This window comes from Desulfuromonas sp. AOP6, from assembly GCF_009731355.2.
Classification (GTDB): domain Bacteria; phylum Desulfobacterota; class Desulfuromonadia; order Desulfuromonadales; family SZUA-540; genus SZUA-540.
In genome coordinates this window covers 916,727-937,831 of record NZ_AP022810.1, presented here as the reverse complement: position 1 = coordinate 937,831, position 21,105 = coordinate 916,727, and the positions used below count along the sequence as shown (strand labels likewise).

20 protein-coding genes are annotated in these 21,105 nt (G+C 59.1%); 13 read left to right on the top strand and 7 right to left on the bottom strand.

Annotated elements, in window-relative coordinates:
* Positions 1 to 40: 40 nt before the first annotated feature.
* The gene (locus tag AOP6_RS04450) at positions 41 to 2,461 is read right to left on the bottom strand and encodes a hypothetical protein (protein WP_155875415.1); all 2,421 of its coding nucleotides are present in this window, start codon (positions 2,459 to 2,461) and stop codon (positions 41 to 43) included.
* A gap of 489 nt (positions 2,462 to 2,950) precedes the next feature.
* Here AOP6_RS04450 and AOP6_RS04445 point away from each other — a divergent pair, with 489 nt between their 5' ends.
* The 12 genes from AOP6_RS04445 to AOP6_RS04390 all read left to right on the top strand — a co-directional run bounded on the left by AOP6_RS04445 (position 2,951) and on the right by AOP6_RS04390 (position 14,244).
* A complete protein-coding gene (locus AOP6_RS04445; protein WP_155875414.1) occupies positions 2,951 to 5,218 on the top strand; it encodes a chemotaxis protein CheA in 2,268 nt (755 codons plus the stop codon).
* Between the two features lie 31 nt (positions 5,219 to 5,249).
* Positions 5,250 to 6,134: a protein-glutamate O-methyltransferase CheR gene (locus tag AOP6_RS04440; RefSeq protein WP_225897355.1), complete on the top strand. Its 885-nt coding sequence runs from the start codon at positions 5,250 to 5,252 to the stop codon at positions 6,132 to 6,134.
* Positions 6,134 to 7,195 carry a chemotaxis response regulator protein-glutamate methylesterase gene (locus AOP6_RS04435; protein WP_155875413.1) on the top strand — a complete coding sequence of 354 codons (1,062 nt, stop codon included), beginning with the start codon at positions 6,134 to 6,136 and terminating at the stop codon, positions 7,193 to 7,195. Before AOP6_RS04440 ends, AOP6_RS04435 begins: the two co-directional genes overlap by 1 nt.
* Positions 7,192 to 7,680 (top strand): chemotaxis protein CheD, encoded by a 489-nt coding sequence (locus tag AOP6_RS04430; RefSeq protein ID WP_155875412.1) that lies wholly within the window; start codon positions 7,192 to 7,194, stop codon positions 7,678 to 7,680. Before AOP6_RS04435 ends, AOP6_RS04430 begins: the two co-directional genes overlap by 4 nt.
* 11 nt (positions 7,681 to 7,691) lie before the next feature.
* Positions 7,692 to 8,567 carry an HDOD domain-containing protein gene (locus AOP6_RS04425; RefSeq protein ID WP_213194758.1) on the top strand — a complete coding sequence of 292 codons (876 nt, stop codon included), beginning with the start codon at positions 7,692 to 7,694 and terminating at the stop codon, positions 8,565 to 8,567.
* A gap of 1 nt (position 8,568) precedes the next feature.
* Positions 8,569 to 8,943: a response regulator gene (locus AOP6_RS04420; protein WP_155875410.1), complete on the top strand. Its 375-nt coding sequence runs from the start codon at positions 8,569 to 8,571 to the stop codon at positions 8,941 to 8,943.
* Positions 8,944 to 8,951: 8 nt separating this feature from the next.
* Positions 8,952 to 9,455, top strand: coding sequence for a hypothetical protein (locus tag AOP6_RS04415; protein ID WP_155875409.1), 504 nt, complete (start codon positions 8,952 to 8,954; stop codon positions 9,453 to 9,455).
* 44 nt (positions 9,456 to 9,499) lie between these two features.
* Positions 9,500 to 9,871, top strand: coding sequence for a response regulator (locus AOP6_RS04410; protein ID WP_155875408.1), 372 nt, complete (start codon positions 9,500 to 9,502; stop codon positions 9,869 to 9,871).
* A gap of 15 nt (positions 9,872 to 9,886) precedes the next feature.
* Positions 9,887 to 10,342: a chemotaxis protein CheX gene (locus AOP6_RS04405; RefSeq protein ID WP_155875407.1), complete on the top strand. Its 456-nt coding sequence runs from the start codon at positions 9,887 to 9,889 to the stop codon at positions 10,340 to 10,342.
* A 105-nt stretch (positions 10,343 to 10,447) separates the two neighbouring features.
* Positions 10,448 to 10,918: a chemotaxis protein CheX gene (locus AOP6_RS04400; protein WP_225897354.1), complete on the top strand. Its 471-nt coding sequence runs from the start codon at positions 10,448 to 10,450 to the stop codon at positions 10,916 to 10,918.
* A gap of 14 nt (positions 10,919 to 10,932) precedes the next feature.
* Positions 10,933 to 12,735 (top strand): hypothetical protein, encoded by a 1,803-nt coding sequence (locus tag AOP6_RS04395; protein WP_155875406.1) that lies wholly within the window; start codon positions 10,933 to 10,935, stop codon positions 12,733 to 12,735.
* Between the two features lie 81 nt (positions 12,736 to 12,816).
* Positions 12,817 to 14,244 carry a sigma-54 dependent transcriptional regulator gene (locus AOP6_RS04390; RefSeq protein ID WP_155875405.1) on the top strand — a complete coding sequence of 476 codons (1,428 nt, stop codon included), beginning with the start codon at positions 12,817 to 12,819 and terminating at the stop codon, positions 14,242 to 14,244.
* Between the two features lie 97 nt (positions 14,245 to 14,341).
* Here the strand turns inward: AOP6_RS04390 and AOP6_RS04385 are convergent, their stop codons facing one another.
* From AOP6_RS04385 to AOP6_RS04375, 3 genes are read right to left on the bottom strand one after another with little or no spacing between them, the layout of a single operon-like run.
* Positions 14,342 to 15,259, bottom strand: a complete 918-nt coding sequence (locus AOP6_RS04385; RefSeq protein ID WP_155875404.1) for an electron transfer flavoprotein subunit alpha/FixB family protein — start codon at positions 15,257 to 15,259, stop codon at positions 14,342 to 14,344.
* A gap of 13 nt (positions 15,260 to 15,272) precedes the next feature.
* The gene (locus AOP6_RS04380) at positions 15,273 to 16,046 is read right to left on the bottom strand and encodes an electron transfer flavoprotein subunit beta/FixA family protein (RefSeq protein WP_155875403.1); all 774 of its coding nucleotides are present in this window, start codon (positions 16,044 to 16,046) and stop codon (positions 15,273 to 15,275) included.
* 60 nt (positions 16,047 to 16,106) lie between these two features.
* On the bottom strand, positions 16,107 to 18,095 hold the full coding sequence (locus AOP6_RS04375) for a heterodisulfide reductase-related iron-sulfur binding cluster (protein ID WP_155875402.1): 1,989 nt from the start codon (positions 18,093 to 18,095) through the stop codon (positions 16,107 to 16,109).
* A 169-nt stretch (positions 18,096 to 18,264) separates the two neighbouring features.
* Between AOP6_RS04375 and AOP6_RS04370 the strand changes: the two genes are divergently transcribed.
* Positions 18,265 to 18,678, top strand: coding sequence for a MerR family transcriptional regulator (locus AOP6_RS04370; protein ID WP_155875401.1), 414 nt, complete (start codon positions 18,265 to 18,267; stop codon positions 18,676 to 18,678).
* Here the strand turns inward: AOP6_RS04370 and AOP6_RS04365 are convergent.
* From AOP6_RS04365 to AOP6_RS04355, 3 genes are read right to left on the bottom strand one after another with little or no spacing between them, the layout of a single operon-like run.
* Positions 18,675 to 19,499, bottom strand: coding sequence for an NAD(P)-dependent oxidoreductase (locus AOP6_RS04365; protein ID WP_155875400.1), 825 nt, complete (start codon positions 19,497 to 19,499; stop codon positions 18,675 to 18,677). The two genes, AOP6_RS04370 and AOP6_RS04365, sit on opposite strands and share 4 nt — an antisense overlap.
* Positions 19,500 to 19,518: 19 nt before the next feature.
* Positions 19,519 to 20,079 (bottom strand): chalcone isomerase family protein, encoded by a 561-nt coding sequence (locus AOP6_RS04360; protein WP_155875399.1) that lies wholly within the window; start codon positions 20,077 to 20,079, stop codon positions 19,519 to 19,521.
* Positions 20,076 to 21,092: an MBL fold metallo-hydrolase gene (locus AOP6_RS04355; protein ID WP_225897353.1), complete on the bottom strand. Its 1,017-nt coding sequence runs from the start codon at positions 21,090 to 21,092 to the stop codon at positions 20,076 to 20,078. Before AOP6_RS04355 ends, AOP6_RS04360 begins: the two co-directional genes overlap by 4 nt.
* Positions 21,093 to 21,105 lie beyond the last annotated feature (13 nt).

Here is a 21,105-nt window from a genome sequence, read left to right as displayed (position 1 = left end):
CAGGCGTCTGTCAGCAGTCATAAAAATGACAGGGCTGCCGTTAGGATTTTTCCCGTTGCATGGCCAGGGCTTCCCGGGCCATTTTACGCCAAAGTTCACTACGACCCTTTTCGGCCAATTCCCGCAAAAACTTAAGCCCGAGGCTGCGGTTACCCGTCTGCAGATGGATCTGAGCTACCCGATAACGGGCTTGGTCCGCATCAGCAAGAGTCTCGGCCAGATGCGTAAAAAACGGGAGCGCCGGTTTCGGTTTATCATCGCGATAAAGAGCTTCTGCCCGCAGGAAAATATCCTCAGGATGGGCATCTTGCAAATTCCTGTCCATAAGTGGGGCCAGGCGTTTTTCTACCTCGACATAGTTCTCAAAAGACATGAACAGGCGGGCAGCCAGACGCTCTGTCTCGCGGTGCGCTGTTGGCCCGGCCGCCAGCAGCAGATCGACGGCTTCACGGCGCTGACCAACATCGTCCAGCGTCTTGAGGCGAAGATAAAACAGCTCCGGGGCATCCTTGCCCCTGGGATGGCGCTCCCCGTACTGGGAGACATAGCGCTCCACCCGCGCCAGATCGCCCAGACGATGGAAACATTGCACCAGAGGGAGGTAAGCGACCTCGACACCAGGAGCCACTTCGTCATAATCGAGCAGAAACAGATAGAGGCGCGCGGCCCGATCCCAGAAACCGAGCTGCATGAAAACGCCGCCGAGTTCAAGGAGAAATTCCCGGCCCACCTGGGCGGCCAGCAGCAGCTCGCGGTTCTGCTCCACCCGCACCAGGGCGTCGACATAGTGTGCGTCCGCCACCAGTTCCCGCACCACGCCGGGAAGGGCTTCTGCCATAAGAGCACTGACCTCCCGGCTGAGACGACCTGCCGCGTAGTCCCGCAGAAGAACCTGCAGGGTTTCCACGCTTTCCAGCTTGCGGCCGCTTAAATATTCGGTCAGGGCGTATTTGAAGGTCGCCTCTTCCCGCAGCTCCCGATAAGGGATCTGGTCTGCCAGCTGTCGATACCCGCGAGCGGCCCGGGCCATCGACGTCTCGTCCCCGGCGGCGGCCACCTGCTGGTCGTGCAGCAGCAACTGGCTCCGCCAGGCCCCTTCCTGGCCGGCGAAGGTGTCGACAATGTTCTGCAGCTGCAGCAGGGCCGGCTCCCCACGCCCCGCCCGCACTTGCGCCCGGGCGGCAGCGAAATAGGCCAAATCCTCGCCGGACTGCCCAGAAAGGCTCAACCCCAACCGCAGATACTGCTCCGCCGCCTCAGCATATTCTTTTTGCTCGTAGAGCAGTTGGGCATAGCGGGAGAGGGAAAAGGAACGATGGTGGTCCAAAATCCCCTTTTGCGCCAGCTCCCTGTAGGTCTTCAGTGCCGTGGCCCTTTCGCCACGGGCAAAGAGCAGATCGGCCTGGCGCAGACGGAGGAGTGCCTCGGCCGGTCCCCGAAACTTGGAGGTGGCGGCGGCGAGGCGATTGCTGGCGGTCTCCAGACGTCCCAGGGCCAGATCGAGTTCAGCACGAAAAAGTTCAAGATAGGGTCGCAGAGGGCTCTGCTCCGACAGACCCAGGTCGTCGTCACGCACCTGGTGGACCGCTTTATAGGGCTCGCCCGCCGCTGCCTCGGCCTGCACCCGCAGGAAGCGGCGCAGAGAGTCTGCCGAACCCGACATGGCAAGCTCAAGCAAAGCCGCCGCTTCGACGGGACGCCCGGACCGCAGCAGCAACTCCCCCCGCAGCAGTCGAAACAGTTCGGGGTCGGTCTCTTGCACCAGGGAACCGCCCGGTCCTTCCAGGAGGGTTAAAGCCGCCCCCCAGAGCCTCTCCCGACCCTTCTCGACAATCTCCGTCAGCGCGGCAGGCAAGGGCTTTTCCTCTCCCAACGCCGACAACGGAAAAGGCGGCAAGGAATAGCCGGGGGTGAGAGGAAAAGACAGCGGCGTCTCGTATTCAGAGAAAAAGGAGGGCCAGCGGCCCGTGTAAGGTGAAGAGACGCCCTTGCGGCCACTGGCGCTGCCGGCATCGAGGACCGGTCCGCCTGGCAGTCCAAAGGCAATAGCCGGACGGGCGCGGGCGTTATCGGTCACCCAGAATATATCCAGATGAAGTTGCCGGGTCTGGCGATCAGAGGTTATTTCGACCCGCCGCACCGCCCGTCGCACCAGAAAGGAGAGAATGGCTTCCTGCTGGCGTTCGCCGAAGAGGACATCCACAATTTCGCTGTCAAGAGGCAGGGATCTGAAGGTCGGCGGAATATAAGCTCCTGGCAGCAGCAGATCCACCCGGTGGCCCGAAGTACTGACCCGCGCCTCGGGAATTTCCGGGAAAAGCAGAGAGATCCGGGTGAAGCCTGGAGCGGCGGTTTTACTCATTTCCAACAGAGGTATCCGGTTCTTTTCCACTGCCGCCTGCGCGACGACCCCCGTGAACAGGACCAGAACGACACTAAAAATCAGGATGCGATTGAACATTCCCACTCCCCTCAACGACGCGCATAGGTTACGCCTGCCCCAGAAGAGCAAAATGCGTTCCAACAGGGTTGACAGGACCGCAAAGGCCCGATCGACGGGAAGCATGTCTCGCCGGCGACACTGTCACTGCCGCGGCCGGCATCCGGAAAGTCATATTTTTGACTTCGCCGGTGGCGCATGATGCCTTCATGGAGACATCTTCTGTCAAACCATCCGGCTCTGGGTCTTGATAGGCCGCGCCGACTTGTCTCAAAATTCGGCAAGCTTTTTGCTTAAAACTACCCAGCCAGACATTCACATGTCAGAATATACACTTTGAAGCCTGAGAAATTCCCCCACGGCGACGCCTGGACAAGCATTTATGTGCCACAGGCATGTGACAGGCACGCCATTCGGGGCCAGCTCTTCACAAGAAAGCCCCCTCCCTTCACCTTTATCTGGTGGAGGATATTAAACCGCCGGCCACCCCGGCGAGCCATGAGGAGACCCATGAGTTCCGAAATTTCAGCCGACCAGATCGAGATTATCCAGGAGTTTGTCCAGGAAAGCCGGGACATGATTGAGCAGCTCGAACCGACCATTATCGAACTGGGCAACAGCGGCGGCGATGAAAAGACCATCAACGCCGTCTTCCGGCTCTTTCATTCGATGAAGGGAAGCGCCGGCTTCCTGGAGTTCAATCACATCACCCGCGTGGCCCACGCCGCCGAGAATCTTCTTGATCTGGTCCGCTCCGGCACCATCGAGCTGCAGACCGCCCACGTGAGCCTGCTGTGCGAAACCTGCGACTTCGCCAAAGAGGCCCTGGAGCACGTGGAAAACTCCTACGAGGACGAAGCCATGGCTGAGGCCGCCGAGGTCATGGGTTCGCGATTGGAAGAGGCCATCACCCTGGCCAAAGGAGGCGGCAGAGACGTCTCCGCCGAGCAGGCGCCGTCCGAGGCCGGGCAGCCCGCCGAAAACGCCGAGTTCGACCTGCAGATGGTGCTGACGGCTGAAATGATCGAGCGTTTTGTCCAGGAAGCCGACGAGCTGCTGCAGAATGCTGAACAGGGTTTGCTGGCCTGGGAGGAAAACCCCGAAGACAGGGACGTTCTCGCCGATCTCTTCCGCCACGTACACAGTTTCAAAGGCAACTGCGGTTTCTTTGGTTACGGCGACATGGAAAAACTCAGTCACCAGATGGAAACGGTCCTCGACGAGGCCAAATCAGGCAGCAATCTCAGTGAAGGGGGGACTGCCGCCGTACTCCTTGAACTCGTCGATGTGCTGCGGGACGCCATCGCCAACGTCGCCCAGGAAGGGAGCGGTCGCATCGACGGCCTTGAGGAGCACCTGGATCGCCTGAAAAAACTCCTCAGTCCACGCCTGGGCGAGATGCTCATCGAACGGGGACTGGTCGACAGCGAGACGGTGGAGGCTGCCGTCAACAGCCAGAGAAAGCCTCTCGGCGAAATTCTGGTGGACATGGGCAAGGTCCGGCCCGAGCAGGTGGCGGCCATCGTGGAGGAACAGCAGAAAAAGAAGACACCCCAGGCGACCGAGGAGGGTCGGGAGAAAAAAGGAGCCGTAAAGAGGCAGGACATCCGTGTCGATCTGGAAAAACTGGACAACCTCATCAATCTCATCGGCGAGATGGTCATCGCCGAGAACATGCTGATTCACAACCCGGACCTGCAGGGCCTGGAGCTGGAGAACTTCAACAAGGCGGCCCAGCAGATGAGCAAGCTCGTGCGGGAGCTGCAGGAGATGGCTATGGTCATCCGCATGATCCCCGTCTCCGGTCTTTTCCGCCGCATGATCCGCCTGGTCCATGACCTCTCGGTCAAATCGGGCAAAAAGGTGGAACTGAAGCTCTTCGGCGAAGAAACCGAGGTGGACAAAACGGTTATCGAGACCATCACCGACCCCCTCGTTCACCTGCTGCGCAACTCCCTCGACCACGGCCTTGAGCCTCCCGAGGAGCGCCGGGCGGCGGGCAAGGTCGAAAAAGGGACGGTTAAGCTGTCGGCCCGTCATGAGGAGGGCGAGGTCTGGATCACCATCGAAGACGACGGCCGTGGTCTCAACCGCGAAAAAATCCTGGCCAAGGCCATCAAAAATGGCCTGATTGAGGGAGACGGTTCGGACCTGAGCGACAAAGTCGTGTACAATATGATTTTTCAGCCGGGCTTCTCCACGGCGGAAAAGATCACCGACATCTCCGGCCGCGGCGTCGGCATGGATGTGGTGAAGCAGAACCTGGAAAAGATCAAGGGCAAGGTCGAGGTCTACAGCAAGCCTGGCGTTGGCACGCGCATGACCCTGCGCATCCCCCTGACCCTGGCGATTATCGACGGCATGCTGGTGCGGGTGGGCGAGACGAGATGCATTGTCCCCATCCTTTCCATCAAGGAAGCCTTCCGCCCGCACAGTTCAGCCATCACCATCACCCCCGACGGCGAGGAACTCGCCCGTGTGCGCGAAAATTTCTTCCCTGTTATCCGTCTTCATGAGGTACTGGGCAAGAAACCGGATCACTTTGAGCTTGACCAGGGCATCCTTATCGTCCTCGAATACCAGGACAACCGCATCTGCGTTTTCGTTGACGAAATTCTGGGCCAGCAGCAGACGGTCATCAAGGGCCTGTCGGACTACATTGGCCATGTCAGAGGTTTTTCCGGCTGCACCATCCTCGGCAACGGTGAAGTGAGCCTGATCATGGATGTCGGCACTCTGATGGAGATCAGCGAAGAAAAGAAGAGCGACCACAGCTGAGCCGGCTTTACGCTGGTCAGCAGGAGTTTATATGCAGAAAGCCCCTCAACCTACCGACATGGGTAACATTGAAGCCAGCGGTGCCATGATGCCGATCTCGGATGCGGAGTTCAATGCGCTGCGCACCCTGATCTACAATCGCTTCGGCATCAATCTTACCGACCAGAAGAAATCGCTGCTGGTGGGCCGGCTGCAGAAGTTGTTGCGCCAACAGGGATTTACCAACTTCCAGAGCTATTACGATTTCCTCGTCAAGGAACCGGGCGAAAAGGGTCTGAGCGATCTGATCAACCTGGTATCGACCAACTACACCTACTTCAATCGGGAAAAGGATCACTTCGACTATTTCCTGCAGACAGCGCTGCCGACCGTGATTTCTCGGCTTAAACAGGAAAACCGGCGGGACCTGCGCGTCTGGTGCGCCGGTTGCTCCACCGGAGAGGAAGCCTATACCCTGCTGATGCTCATGCACGAATGTCTGGGACAGGAGTATAAACACTGGGACGCCGGCATCCTGGCCACGGACATCTCCGAACGTGTGCTGGAAACAGCCGCCACCGGCGTCTATCCGGAAGACCGTATCGCCTCTCTGCCGGAAGCCTGGCGCCGCAAGTATTTCCGCAAAGTCTCGGGAAATCAGTGGGGGGTGGTGGATGCACTGAAGAAAGAGGCGACCTTTCGTCGCTTCAACCTGATGAACACCCAGTTTCCCTTCAAAAAATCATTTCACATCATCTTTTGCCGCAATGTCATGATTTACTTTGACCAGCCGACCCGCGACGCTCTGGTGAAACGCTTCCACCAATCCACCGAGCCGGGGGGCTATCTCTTCATCGGGCACTCCGAAACCCTGGGACGCAACCAGTCCCTCTATCGCTACCTGATGCCCGCCGCCTACCAGAAGGGAACTCTCTGATGGCCCATAAAGTTCGCGTTCTCGTTGTCGATGATTCCGCTCTCGTTCGCCAGATCCTCTCCAGCGGTCTGGCCATGGACCCAGGGATCGAAGTGGTCGGCACCGCCTCCGACCCCTATATGGCCCGGGACAAGATCGTCGAGCTCAAGCCCGACGTCCTCACCCTCGACGTGGAGATGCCGCGCATGGACGGCGTCGAATTTCTGCGCCGCCTGATGCCCCAGTATCCCCTGCCCGTGGTCATGGTCAGCTCCCTGACCCAGAAGGGGAAGCAGATCACCATCGACGCCCTCGAAGCCGGCGCCGTCGACTTCGTCGCCAAACCGACGACGGACATGGCCCGCGGCCTGGCCGCCATGATGCTGGAGCTGCGCTCCAAGGTTAAAATCGCCTCCACCGCCAACGTCTCCCACTGGAAGAGCAAACGCTCCACCCTGCCCCGGCGGGAACCGGCGCCGGGCAGCAGCGCTCTGGCCGAATCGACGGACAAGGTCATCGCCATCGGCGCCTCCACAGGGGGAACCGAGGCCATAAAAAAAGTCATCACCCAGTTCCCCTCCACCATGCCAGGCGTCGTTATCGTGCAGCACATGCCGGCGGGCTTTACCAAAATGTTCTCCGACCGCCTGAACCAATTGTGCGCCATGGAGGTCAAGGAAGCCGAGTCGGGCGACCGTGTCATGCCGGGTCGCATTCTCGTCGCTCCCGGCGGCCTGCACATGCGGGTGCGACGCTCCGGCGGCATCTACCAGGTCGTCTGCGACGCCGGTGAAAAGGTCAGCGGCCACTGCCCCTCCGTCGACGTCCTCATGCACTCGGTGGCCGAACAGGTGGGCGCCAACGCCGTCGGTGTCATGCTCACCGGCATGGGCTCGGACGGTGCTGCCGGCATGCTGGCCATGCGCCAGGCCGGCGCCCGTAACATCGCCCAGGACGAGGCGACGTCTGTCGTTTTCGGCATGCCCAAAGTCGCCTTCGACAAGGGGGGCGCCGAACGGCTCCTGCCTATCGACGACATGGCCGATGAGGTAATCCGCCTGCTGACGGAGAAGAGAAAATGAGTCCTATCGTCCTCGGTGTCGGTGATTACGGTGCCAGCAATAACCTGGGGGACAGCGTCAAAACCTACGCCCTCGGTTCCTGCATCGCCGTCGTCCTGATGGACCCCAAAACGCGCACGGTGGGTATGGTACATGTCGCCTTGCCCGAATCGCGGATCAACCCAGGCAAAGGCGTCGAACGTCCCGGCTATTTCGCTGATACGGGCATCCCCGCTCTTTTGCGGGAGATGGTCAAATTCGGCTGCGATCCCCGCGGACGCGGCATGATCGTCAAGCTGGCCGGCGGCGCCAAAATCATGGATCCCAACGATACGTTCAATATCGGCAAGCGCAACGAACTGGCCATTAAAAAGATTCTCTGGGCCCACGGCATGGGCGCCGTCGCCGAAGACCTAGGTGGCAACTACAGCCGCACCGTCTCCGTTTCCGTCGACACCGGCATCATTACCCTGTCGTCGCCGGGACGAAGCAACTGGACACTTTAGGGATGACTGCCATGGATAAAAAATTTGACCGCGACACCATTATTGACGCCATCCGCAGGGTCCCGTTGCTGTCCCCCAGCGCCTCGCGGTTGCTGGAACTGAGCGCCAATCCAGAACACGACCTGAGTGAGGTCATTGACATCGTCAAATGTGACGCCCCCCTGACGGCCCACGTCCTGCGCATTGTCAACTCAGCAGCTTTCGGTCTGCTCAACAAGATCGAATCCATTGATCGTGCCGTCGCCTACCTGGGAGAACGGCTGGTGGTCAGCATCGCTCTCGGCGACAATGCTGGCGCCCTCTTCAACAAACCCCTGGCCGGCTATGACGGTGAAAAAGGCGCTCTCTGGCGCCACGACCTGCTCACCGCCATGGCCTCCCGCCATATCAGTCAGAAAGCCCGAGTGGAGCTGAATGCCGGCCTGGCTTTCACCGGCGGCATCCTGCATGATATCGGCAAGGGCATTCTCTCCGATTTCCTGCATGACACCGCGCCGGAACTTGTCGAAAGCCTGGAAAAACACGCAATCGTCGACTACCTGGAGGGGGAAAGAGCCCTGCTGGGGATCGACCATGCCGAGGCCGGCTTCGAGGTGGCCACCTGCTGGCAGCTCCCGGAGGCCCTGCAGATGATCATTCGCTACCACCATCAGCCCCATAAGGCGCCGGAAGCCTTTCGCGCCCTGGTTTACGCGGTCCACCTCGGCGATATCATCGCCATGATGGGGGGACGCGGCACCGGGGCCGACACACTGCAATACCCCTTGGACCCAAAATACAGCGACTACCTGGACCTGACATTCGACGACCTGGCTCTGGTCCTGCTGGAAACGGAAGAGGAATTCCGCCGCATCGAAGCCTCTTTTCACGAGACGAAGGAGAACTAGAGTGAAGCGCATTGTCATAGCGGACGACTCCAGCACCGCCCGGATGTTCATACGCCGTTGCCTTGAAATCATTGGCCTGCGCGACGAAACTTTCGTCGAGGCTGCCAACGGAAGGGAGGCTCTCGCCCACCTGAAGGAAGCCCCCACCGACCTGCTGGTCACCGACCTCAATATGCCCCAGATGGACGGCGAGGCTCTACTGAAATGGATCCGGGCCAATCCCAAGCTGTCATCCCTTCCCGTGGTGGTCATCACCAGCGCCGGCAATCCGGCCAAGGAAGCCAGGCTTCTTGAGCTCGGGGCTTTGCGGGTCATCAATAAACCGGTGACACCCACGATACTTGTGGATACACTCGGTTTTTTGCTGAAAAAATAGGAGACACCATGGAACATATCCACGCCACACTCAGAGCCGGCATGACCCGCGCCATCAGCGAGGTCCTGGAAGGCATGGCTTTCATGCCCGTCGAGGAGCTCCCGAACAAAGGGACAGAAACCAAAATCTCCCGGGAAAACCTGCTCTGTGTGAGCTTGCTCGTTCATGAGCCGGTACAATGGGAGTTCAAACTCTTCATGCCCAGAAATCTGCTTGAAGAGATGGGCGAAGCTGTATACGCCGCCCCCCGCGAAGCGCTGGCCGAAAGCAGTCTTCGCGATCTGTTGTTTGAAATACTCAACACCGCCGCTGGCCGTTTCCTCTCTGAAGTCCTCGTCGACAACCAGGAGTTCAGCCTGGGCCTGCCGGAACCCTGCGATTACGATAACTCTATTGCCGACGACCCGCTGATGGAATGGCATTTTGAAGCCGGTGACAATATTTTTGCCGTCACGGTGCTGGGCACCCTGGCAGACAACCTGACCGATCTTGTTCGGCCAGGTACGGAATAAAGTGAACGGACATCCAACGACATTCAATAAGGAGAGGACAGAAAATGGGTAAAAAGATACTGATCGTCGATGACTCCAACACCATGCGTAAAATCGTGACCCGCTCCCTGCGACAGGCGGGAATCGATGTGGGAGAGATTCTGGAAGCCGGGGATGGGGTTGAAGCCCTGGCCCTGCTCGAAGGCCAGAAGGTCGACCTGATTCTCAGTGACATCAATATGCCGAACATGGACGGGATCGAATTTCTGCGTCAGAAGGCCACCCGTGCCGACATCAAAGATATCCCCGTGGTCATGATCACCACCGAAGCCGGAGCGGATATCCTGGGTGAAGCCAAATCCCTGGGCGCCAAGGGGAGCATCAAGAAACCTTTCACCCCGGAGCAGATCGAAGAGACCCTCGGGGGCCTTCTTTAACGCAAGGAGGATGTTTTGGAACTGCAAAAGAACATAATCGAGGCCACCAGGGAAATCTTTGAAACCATGGTGATGCTCGACGTGACCCCGAAGGCTCCTCTCAGCGAAAAGATGACTTCATTTCGCAATTCCGTTTCGGCCATAGTGGGGTTGGCGGGGACCTGCAAGGGGATGATAGCCATTCACACGCCCGATCCGGTGGCTATGGCCATCACCACCAGTTTCCTCGGCATGGAGACCACCGAAATCAATGATGACGTCAAGGACGCCATCGGCGAATTGGCCAACATGCTGGCCGGCAATATCAAAATGGCCTTGAGCGGCAACGGAAAAGATATTACCCTGTCCATCCCTTCCGCGGTTCACGGTGAAGAATACACCCTGAACTGTCTGGCGGATGCAGACTGGGTGACCGTTCCCTTTTCCATCCCCGCCGGGGACTTTCTGGTCGAACTGCAGATCGCCCGCTAACCGCGAATACGACCTGGTCTTTTCGGCACCTTAACCCTCGCCTTCCGGTGGCGTTTGACGTATGATACCCCCCGGATGGCGGGTGACGGTCTCTAGGAGGAACCTTTGCAGGAAGAACTGCAACAGATAATCGTCAGTACAACCCGTGAGATTTTCGAAACCATGATCCCCATGGATCTGGCTGCCGGGCCTCCGGCTACGGAACAGGTTCAGTCGTTTCGCTGCCATGTATCGGGTATCCTCGGCTTTTCCGGGGATATCCGCGGCATGGTGACCATCCATTGCCCGGACGCCGTCGCCATGGCCATCACGGCGAATTTCCTGGGCATGGACGTCCACGAAGTCAACGCCGACGTCATCGATGCGATCGGTGAACTGGCCAATATGGTTACCGGAGGCATCAAAGAGGCATTCAGCGCCAATAACCAGGACATCAAACTGTCCGTGCCCACCGTCGTCGCCGGTAAATCCTACAATATCAACAACCTGACCGACGCCGACTGGGTGATCATTCCCTTTACCGTTTCAGAAGGGACCTTTCTGGTAGAATTGAAGGTCAAACCACAAAAGTCCTGACTTGATGAGCTTGCATGACGACCAAGGTAGCAGTAGAAAAAGTACTCAACGCCAGCATTGAAAATATCGAAGAAGAAATCACCGGCCTGCTCGGCGCCGAGGTCACCCTGCAGAAACATCGCAGCCGGCCCGTTTCACGCACTGATTTTTTCTCCGGTCCACGGGACTACTTCGTCGTTTCCAAACTGGAAGTCTCCGGCGGCCTCAAGGGCACCTGCTACCTTGTTCTTGATCTGAAAGCTGCCATCACCCTGGGTTCCACCCTGGTCATGCTTCCCCAGGACCTCATCAACAAGCGCCTCATGAAGGCGACCCTGGAGGAAGAAGAGGCCGACGCTTTCGGAGAGGTGGCCAACATCATTGCCGGGGCCTATTCCAACACCTTTGCCAAGCATTTTCCTCACAAGCTGCACTTCAAAAAGACCGAAGTCAAATCCTACATCCCTGAAGAGATGGATGCGGCCTCGGATGAACCTTTCCCCGAAGACCGCTATTACCTGTCAACCTCCGAACTGCTACTGAAGGGAAAGAGCCTCGGCCAGATGGAGGCTCTTTTTCCACTGGATCTGCTGGAATACCAGGAGAACGAAACTTCAGGCGCCCCGGTCAAACCAGCAGGCCAAGAGGAGAAAAGGAAAACGGAGGAATCTCCGACGACGGCGCCAGGATGGCCGGCTTCAGCCGAGACACCTCCAGCGGCGCCCGCCGTCGAGTCTGCAGACTCTTCCCCCAGGGAAGAAGCCCCCGGCATTACCGCCAAGGACATTGAAAAAACCCTGCAGGCCGGCTTTACTCAAATAGAAGAGGAACTCGGAGCCTTTCTCGGCCAGGAGATCACCTTTTCCGGCTACAGCGGCCGCGTTGTTAACAAACAGGCCTACCTGACCCTGCCGAGGGATTACTCCGTCTCCACCACCCTGGACGTTTCCGGTGATGCCAGCGGCCAAGCGTACCTGGTGGTCGACCTGAAAAGCGCTATTACCTTGGGGGGAACACTGATTCTGCTGCCACCGGAGACCATCGCCAAGAACCTGCGAAAATCTCTGTTGGAGGGAGAAGAAAAGGACGCTTTCGGAGAAATCACCAACCTGGTGGCCGGCACCTGCTCCCAGATATTCCCCAAGATTTATCCTCGAAAAATTCGCTTCGTCAAGACCGAGGTACAGACCTTTGTCCCGGAAGAGACTGACCCGCAGAGCCCGACCCCCTTCCCTCCCGATGACTACTATCTGTCGTCTTGCACCATGCGCATGGGCAAGAAAGACCTTGGACAGCTTGACATTCTGATTCCTCTCGCCATTCTGGGCTATGTCCCCCCCGAGCAACGAAAAGCGTCAACAAAATCCCCACCTGCCACAGAGGAACCCCTTCCTTCCGGACTCGGCACGTCTGCGGCCGCCGCTCACTCAGCCCCTGAACCGCAGGTTGACACCGGCACCGGTGCAGCCATTGTGGTCGCCGAGGAGATAAAAGACGCAGAACCTTTTGTCAAAAACTTGACAGGGGCAGGGTATCAATGTAAACATTTCACATTCCAAGAAAACTTTAACGAGGCGTTTGCCACCAGCGGCGCCCGTGTCGTTTTCCTGGTTATGCGGGATGTGAATTCTCAGACCCTGGCTGCCATCATCAAGGTGCGCGCCGCCCTCAAAAAAGGGCAGCCGCTGATCGCCGCCGGTCCCCAGTGGACCCGGTCCAGCGTCATCAAGGCCGTCAAATATGGCGTCACCGACATCCTGGTGACCCCCATCGACGGTGGCGAGATCATCCAGAAAGTCCAGGCCCATCTGAGCACCTCCCTGCCAGAATCCCGTTAAACTGCAGAACCATTAAAATTGCCGGGTGGCGCCTTCGGGACGCACCAGATCAGCTCCCATCTCTAGCCCACGGAGACATGCGTGCGTAGTATTTTACTGGTTTCTTCCGATCTCACTGGGCGGCAGGCGCTCGCCGTCAAATTGCGCAAAGACATCGAGTGCATGGTAATTGAGGCCGACAATCCCGACATGGCCCTTAACGCCATGGACAGCCTCGACATCTCCTTGCTGATTACCGATATTTTTCTGCCCGACAAAGGGGGGCTGGCGCTCATGCAGGAGATTCGCCAGCGCTACCCGGCGGTAATGTCCGTTATCAGCCTGCCCACGGACAATCGCCAGTACATTCTCGAAGCGCTGAACGCCGGGGCCCTCTTCTATATCAACAGTCCATTCGACCTGGAGGAGGCGGTTATTGTTGCCGCTCGCAGCCTGACCCATCACGATCTGCAGACCCACAAAGAGAGCAAAGGGGCCAAGATCCGTAAAAGTGAAGGATTTCATGGCATTATCGGCAAATCGCCCAAGATGCAGAAACTCTTTAGCCTGGTGGAGAAAATAGCCGATGACGGCATGAGCACCGTGCTCATACAGGGAGAGAGCGGCACTGGCAAAGAACTCATCTCCAAGGCCATCCATGCCCTGAGCCCCCGGGACGGCAAAAACTTCGTCCCGGTCAACTGCGCCGCCATCCCTGACGAACTGCTGGAAAGCGAGCTGTTCGGCTATGAAAAGGGGGCTTTTACCGGCGCCAACCAGGCCAAAAAAGGGCGAGTGCAATACGCTGACGGCGGCACTCTCTTTCTGGATGAAATCGGCGATATGAAACCCAATCTGCAGGCCAAGCTACTGAGAATTCTGCAGGAAAAAGAATTTGAACCCGTCGGCGGCATCAAACCGATCAAGGTCGATGTGCGGGTAGTGGCCGCCACCCATCGGGACCTGGAAAAGTCCGTCAAAGAGGGCACCTTCCGTGAAGATCTCTATTACCGGCTGAGCGTCGTTCCCATAACCATCCCGCCGCTGCGGGAACGCCGTGAAGACATTCCCGTCCTCATCAAGAAGTTCATGCAGGTGTACAATCGCGGCAAAAAACACCCTTTGCAGGGTTTTGCGCCAAACGCCATGCAGGCCCTGATGGCCTACCCCTGGCCCGGCAACGTGCGTGAGCTGGAGAATCTTGTTCAGCGGCTGGTTATCCTGCATGGCGGAGAAACAATCCAGGTGGCGGACCTGCCGGAGAAATACACGGAGAACATGCCTGAAACTTTCGATGCGGCCCAGCCAATAGAGACCCCCGACACGGACGAATTACCGGAAGGGGCCGATTTCAACACCCGCGTCAGCGAATTCGAAGACCGTCTCATTCTGCAGGCCCTGATGAAAACTGGCGGCAACAAGAAAGAAGCCGCACAACTGCTCAACCTTAAACGCACCACACTGCTTGAAAAGATCAAGAAGAAACAACTCGACAAACTCATCCCCGACAATCTCCTGGGGAAAAACTGAGGCGGGTAAAACCTTCCCTTGCAATCAAAGAAAACGGGGACCGCACCTGAGTGCGGCCCCCGTTTTTTTGGTCCTGCCATTAGCGTGATATTTCCATCTATCCCTTTATCTTCGCTGTCAGCGCCGGCACGAACTGTTTGAGATCGGCCACGACCAGCACATCGGCCACTTCGCCGATGGGGGCATCCTTGTCCGTATTGATGGCGACAATGAACCCCGACTTTTTCATCCCCGCCAGATGCTGAATCGCCCCGGAAATGCCGCAGGCCACATATAGTTTGGGGGCGACGGTCTGCCCCGTCGTGCCCACCTGTCGGCTGTGATCGGCCCAGCCCGCGTCCACCACGGGGCGGCTGGCGGCGTATTCACCGCCCAGCGCCTCGGCCAGAGCAGCTATAATCTCCATGGTCTCCGGTTTACCGATACCTCGCCCTGCACTGACAATGACTTCGGCCTTGGCCAGATCGACTTCGGCTTTTTCTGCCGCCTCGTAACCTAAAAACTCCAGGGAAGTGGGTGTCGTCGCCGTCAGTTTTTCCAGACGAGGCGTCCCCGCCGGCGGACCCTGGGGATTAAAAGCACCGGCCTGCAGCGTCAGCACCGTCACCGGCGCGTCGCCGGCAAGGCGTCGCCGCAGCTTGGCATTGCAGGCCGGCACCACGTAGCCGCCATCCTCGCCGATCTCCACCACCTCGGAGATCTGGGGGGCCTGCAGGGCCAGCGCTACGCGAGGGGCGAGATCCCAGCCGTAGGAGGAATGGGAAAAGACCACCAGGTCGGGTTTTTCCTTCTCCACCACCGACAGAATCAGATCCCTATGCCCCGCGGGATTGTACTCGCCGCAGTCCGCCACGTCCGCCAGGTAGAGGGTGCCGTCATAGGCCGGCTGCACTTGTTCGCTACCGGCCTGGAACATGACCGTTTCGGCCCCGAGTTTGTCGGCGAAGGCCAGCAGTTCGTAGGTGGAGCCCAGCAGGTTTCCATCTCTGTATTCGGCAATCAGCAGTGCTTTCATATCGCGCCTCCCTCTATTTGAAAACCCTCGTCTTTTCTCTGAGAATCCCCACCAACTTGTCAGCCAGTTCGGCCGTATCCCCTTCAAGCACCAGTCCGCTCCCCTTTTTACTCGGCGGATACATGGCCCGGGTGCTGACAAGAGCCTCGGCCGGCTCCAGAGCGGCGACCTCGACGACGGTCAGTTCCTTCTTCTTGGCCTTCATGATGTTGGGCAGGGTTGGATAGCGCGGCGTGTTGAGTCCCAACTGGCAGGTCACCGCCGCCGGTGTGCCGAGACGCACCTTGGCGCGCTTGCCCCCTTCGAGCTCCCGCTTGACGGTGATGCGAGCGTCCTCAAAGGCGAACTCGACGACGGTGGTCACCACCGACATCTTCAGCATCTCGCCGACCAGCACCCCAACCTGGGCCGAGCCCCGATCCTGCGACTGCATCCCGAAGAAGAGAACGTCGAAGTTTTGCTCGCGAGCCACCCCGGCGATGAGAGCGGCGATCTGGAAAGCGTCCTTGTCGTAACTGCGCTCATCCTGCACATGGATGCCCCGGTCGCACCCCATGGCCAGAGCCTTCTTGATGGTCTCCACCACCCGATCCGGGCCGATGGACAAGACGGTGATGTCCGCCTCCCCCACCTGCTCCTTCAGCCGCACGGCCTGCTCAACGGCGTATTCGTCGTACTCGTTCATGCGCCAGGCCAGATCGGAACTGTCAATCCAGGTGCCAGCGCTGTTCACCTTGAACTTCGATTCCATGTCGGGCACCTGCTTAATGCACACCAGGATTTTCATAGGCTGCCTCCCCTTGCATAATGATGATCAACATGATTTCGCCCCGTTTCGGCCCATCAATCAACGAGCCAGGCGCTCCAGCAGAATCTCGGCCAGGTCTTTAGTCGCCAGCCGCCCCTCCAGATCCGCTCCCTTGACGCCGTCCTCGAACATGGTCAGGCAGAAGGGGCAATTGGAGACAAGCAATGGCGCGGCCGTATCGGCTGCCATGGTTACCCGCCTATTGTTGATGCGCGAGCCCAGGTTTTCTTCGGCCAGAATGCGGCCGCCACCGGCGCCACAGCAGAAGCTGTCCGCCCGATTTTGGGTCATCTCGGTAAGACGGCCGCCAGCAGCCGCCAGCAGCGTGCGGGGGGCCTGGTAAATGTCGTTATAGCGCCCAAGGTAGCAGGAGTCGTGACAGGTAGCGGCAAAAGACACAGGACGCAGCTTGAGACGCCCTTTTTCCAGCAGGCGTTCGAGAAAGACCGTGTAATGCTCGACCTCCAGCACCAGACCGAGATCCTGATAATCCTTGGCCAGGGTGTTGAAGCAGTGGGGGCAGGTGGTGACCACCTTCTTTACCCCGTACCTCTTTATAACCTCGACATTTTCGGAGGCCAGGCTCTGATAGAGATATTCGTTGCCGATTTTGCGCAAAGGCTCCCCACAGCACTTCTCCTCCTTGCCCAATATGCCCACCTTGATGCCCGCCGCCTGGCACAACCGGATGAAACTGCGGGCCACGGCAATATTGCGCTGGTCGAAAGAAGCGTAACAGCCAACGAAATAGAGAACATCGACCTCGGCATCCTCGGCCAGGGTCTTGACGCCCAGGTCCGCGGCCCAGTCGCCGCGGGCGGCGTAAGCCATCCCCAGGGGATTGCCGTTGACCTCGGTGTTCTCGGCAGCGGACATTACCTCATCACCGGGGAAAGCGCCTTCCATGAGCACCAGGTGACGACGCATGTCGAGGATCTTGGGAACATGTTCGATGACGGCCGGACAGATGTCCTGGCAGGCCCGGCAGGTCGTGCAGGCCCAGAGGGCGTCGGTAGAGACGGTTTCGATCAGGTTGCTTTCGGGTGATTCGAAAGCCGTCTGCCCGATCTGGTTGACGATCTTCATGGGGGACAGGGGCTTGTCCGTGGCAAAGGCCGGGCAGCGGTCCTGACAGCGCTTGCACAGGGTACAGGCATCAGCATCAAGCACATCCTTCCAGGACAGGTCCGGAACACGGGCCACGCCGAAACTCTCGGCCTGCTCGTCCTCCAGGTCAAGGGTGACCATCTTCCCCCGCGGTCCGCGATCCGCCAGCAGATAATTGGCGCTGGTGGTAAAAATGTGGCGAAACTTGGTAAAGGGGATAAGGGCGATAAAAAGGACAGCCAGCAGCAGGTGTCCCCACCACAGGACTATGTGCAGACCGCGCAGCGTCTCCTCCGAGAGTCCGGCCAGCGCGAGGGCCACACCATGACCGACGGGAGACCAGGTTGCCACGGGCGTACCGAGCTCGGTGACGGCCATGCGGGCGCCTTCGATGAGAAAACCGCTGATCAAGATGGCGAATAGAAGCCCGTGCATGATAGCGTCATCCGGCCCTGTTTCCAGCCCAGCGGGTCGTCGCAGATAACGCCGCACGAAAAGGCCGCCGAGCATGAGCAGGGCGACCAGACCGGCCACATCGAGGACCAGGGAGAAAGCTTTGTAAAAATCCCCCTGGAGAAAGCGGACATCAAACAAGGGATCGGTGACATCAGCTTGGAGAAGGATGAGACAGGTGCCGATGAATAGCAGGAAGAATCCCCAGAAAAAGAGACCGTGAGCAGTACCGGCTCCGGGTACACGCATGACTTTTCCCTGCAGCATCACCCCTTTGACCATCTCCAGCAGCCGCTCTTCCAGGGCGTCGGTGCGGTGCAGGGGGCGTCGCCCCTGACGATAGACGCGGACGCGTCGCCAGAATCCCCACAACATGACAGCCACCGCCACCAGCGCCAAAGCGTACATGGGCAAGAGCACGGCGGCTCCCTGCCCGACATTCCAGTAAATCTCCCGAGTAAATTCCATAGCAGGCCCTCCTGCCCATACCCTTAACACGACCTTACGTTAAGGTCAAATATTTTTATAACACAATTTTATTACAGCATAACCTCTTCTTAGGTATCATTTTTTACAATTGACAACCTGCCTTTTCGGTGCTAACTAGTTCAAAAAAACTTTACGTAAAGGGAATGCCATGACATCGACCCCGGAAGAAATGGTTCAAATTGGCGAACTCGCCATCCGCCTCGGCATCACGACACGAACCATCCGCTACTATGAAGAGATCGGGCTGATGGGTTCTTCCGAGCGACTGGGAGGCGGCGCCCGTCTCTATTCCCGTAACGACATCCTGCGCCTCAAGTTTATCCTTAAAATGAAGGATTTAGGGCTCAGCCTCAAGGAAATGCAGGAGTTGGCCCGCAACTTTGATACCCACAACCAGGATTTCAGCACCATCACTCCTCAACTGCTCGAAATCCTTGACCTTCACATCAACAAGGTTGATGAGAAGATCTCCCGCCTCGCCTCCCTGCGCAAGGATATCGTCGACTATCGTACCCGCATCCAGGCTATCCTGCAGGAACAGTCCAGCGGCAAACCTGCCTAGTCGGGGGGCAGGAAGAGGTCTGTACGCAGCGGGTGCCCCGGTGAGACGGCGTAGCCCTCGAAATCACTTACTCCTTCCTCGCGCAGCACTTCCTCGTCAATAAAAAAACGGCCGCTGCAGGCTGCCGACGGCCGGCAGAGCACGGCGTGAGCCGCATCCGCCACAATCTCCGGTGTCCGACAGGCCTCGGCCGGCACCAGCCCGCCCAGCATGGCCAGCGCGGCGGTGTGGATGACCGTCTTCGGCCAGAGGGCGTTGACCGCCACCTTGCCCTGAAACTCGGCCGCCATGCCCAGAACGCACAGGCTCATACCGTACTTGCTGATGGTATAGGCGGTGTGGTCCTTGAACCAGCGCGGGCTCAGATCGAGGGGCGGCGACAGATTCAGGATATGGGGGTTGTTCCCCTGCAGCAGGTAGGGCAGGCAGGCCTGGCTGGCCAGAAAGGTGCCGCGCACATTGACCTGAAACATGAGGTCGAGACGCTTGGGCGGCGTCTGCAGGGTGCCGGCCAAATAGATGGCCGAGGCGTTGTTGACGAGGATGTCGATACCGCCGAAGGTTTCCGCCGCCTGGGCCGCCGCGGCAGCCACCTGTTGTTCGTCGCGAATATCCATTTGCAGCGCCAGGGCGCGACCGCCAGCGGCCTCGATGTCCGCCGCCACGGTATGGATGGTGCCGGGCAGGCGGGGATGAGGCCGGCTGCTTTTGGCGGCAATGACGATGTTGGCGCCGTCACGGGCGGCACGCAGGGCAATAGCCGCACCGATGCCCCGACTGGCGCCGGTGATGAACAAAGTTTTACCTTTCAGGCTTCCCATACCATCCCCTCCTTTTGCATCAACGCTCTTTGCCTTGCAGCATGCCGGCCTTGAGGCGGGCATCTGCCGGCTTGTCCCCCAGATAGATCCCCAGCACCGCTTCGGCAAAAGCGGTTGAGTGCAGCGTCCCCAACAGCTCGCCATTGTGGCGGGCCGTCACAGTCCCGTCGCCGCCCAGTTCCAGTTCCACCCGGTCACCCCGCACGAAATCCCGGCCGAACCAGGCCAGAAACGCCTTGGCCTCCTCTCCAGAGGCCAGGGCGGCGGACTGGTTGGCCAGCCCCTCGCGAAAGGCCTCGATTATTTTTTCCTTTTCCACCTTCTTGTAAAGAAAGTCCATGAGGATGAGCTTGGCCCCCGGACTGGCCAGGGTTTCCGACAGACTGCGCACGGGCGTGGCGGTATAGAGGGACCCGATATAGATGTCGAAGAAGAGTTTCTTGCGGATGCCGTGGCCGTTGTGGTGCAGGGTTTCACCCTGCACCTCCAGCCGGTCCGGCAGTTGGACGCCTTCGACTTCGACCGCCAAGACCGGCAGCGGCGCCAGCAGCAGCAGGGACAGCAGCAGACGAACGATCATAAATCCTCCCCTTTGTTGGTTGAGTTGCCCTGACCCTGGCTGAGCCGGTCCAGCAGCCCCAAGGCCGCCAGCGCTTCCCGCAGCCGCCAGGGCTCGGCCAGGTAATCGCGCATGAAGACGACTTCCGAGGCTTTCAGGTAGGCGATGAAGGGATCCGGCGCAGGGACGGGAAGCATGCGTTCCAGCACCCGGGCCACGGGCAGCTCGACCGGAAAGGTCGCCACCTTGGCGGCCCGCTGGACGAGCTTGTTGACATAGAACAGGATCGTCTCCTCCAGGCCTGCCACATAATCCCGGTGCCCGGGCCGAATGCGCAGTCCGCGCAGCGCCTGCAGTTTTTTGAGGCTGTCGCAGTAAGCCCGGTAGTTGGCAAAGCGCCCCTGCAGGGTCTGCAGGTCAAAGTCGAGCAGCGGCGCCTGAAAGATGTGACGCAGCAGGATATCGCCCGTCACCGCGCAACCGTTGACCTGATAGACCAGGTCGCTCTGGCAGTGGCCCGGCGCCGCCAGCACCCCGATGCCGAGCCGGGCCGGCACGTCCGACTCCTCGACGATCTCCATCCGCTTGGGCAGGCGCGGAAAGAGTTCGCTACGCTCCAGCCCCCGGCGAAAAGCGTCGACAAAGCCCGGCGCGAAGCCCAGCTGTCTCAGCTCATCCTCCATGAAAGTCAGGCGCTGCTCATGATGGCGCATCTTGAGCGCATCCAGGCGCGGCACATAGATGACGGCATCGCTGTTTTCGGCGATAAAACCCGCCAGCCCGTAGTGGTCCACGTGACAATGGGTTATGAACACATGACGCAGCCGCGAGAGATCGACGCTGCGGCACAGGGCCTGCCTCCCCTCCTCCGTGGGCGGGCCGGTATCGAACAATACCGGCTCGCCCTGGAGCTCCGTCGCATAGAAATGGACCTCACCCACCATGTAGGGTGTGTTGACCGTGTGCTTGCGCAGGCTTTCCTCCCCTGGAGGCTCGGGAACAGGCGCAAAAACGGGTTTATCCGCAGGCATCATGACCGCCCTGTGG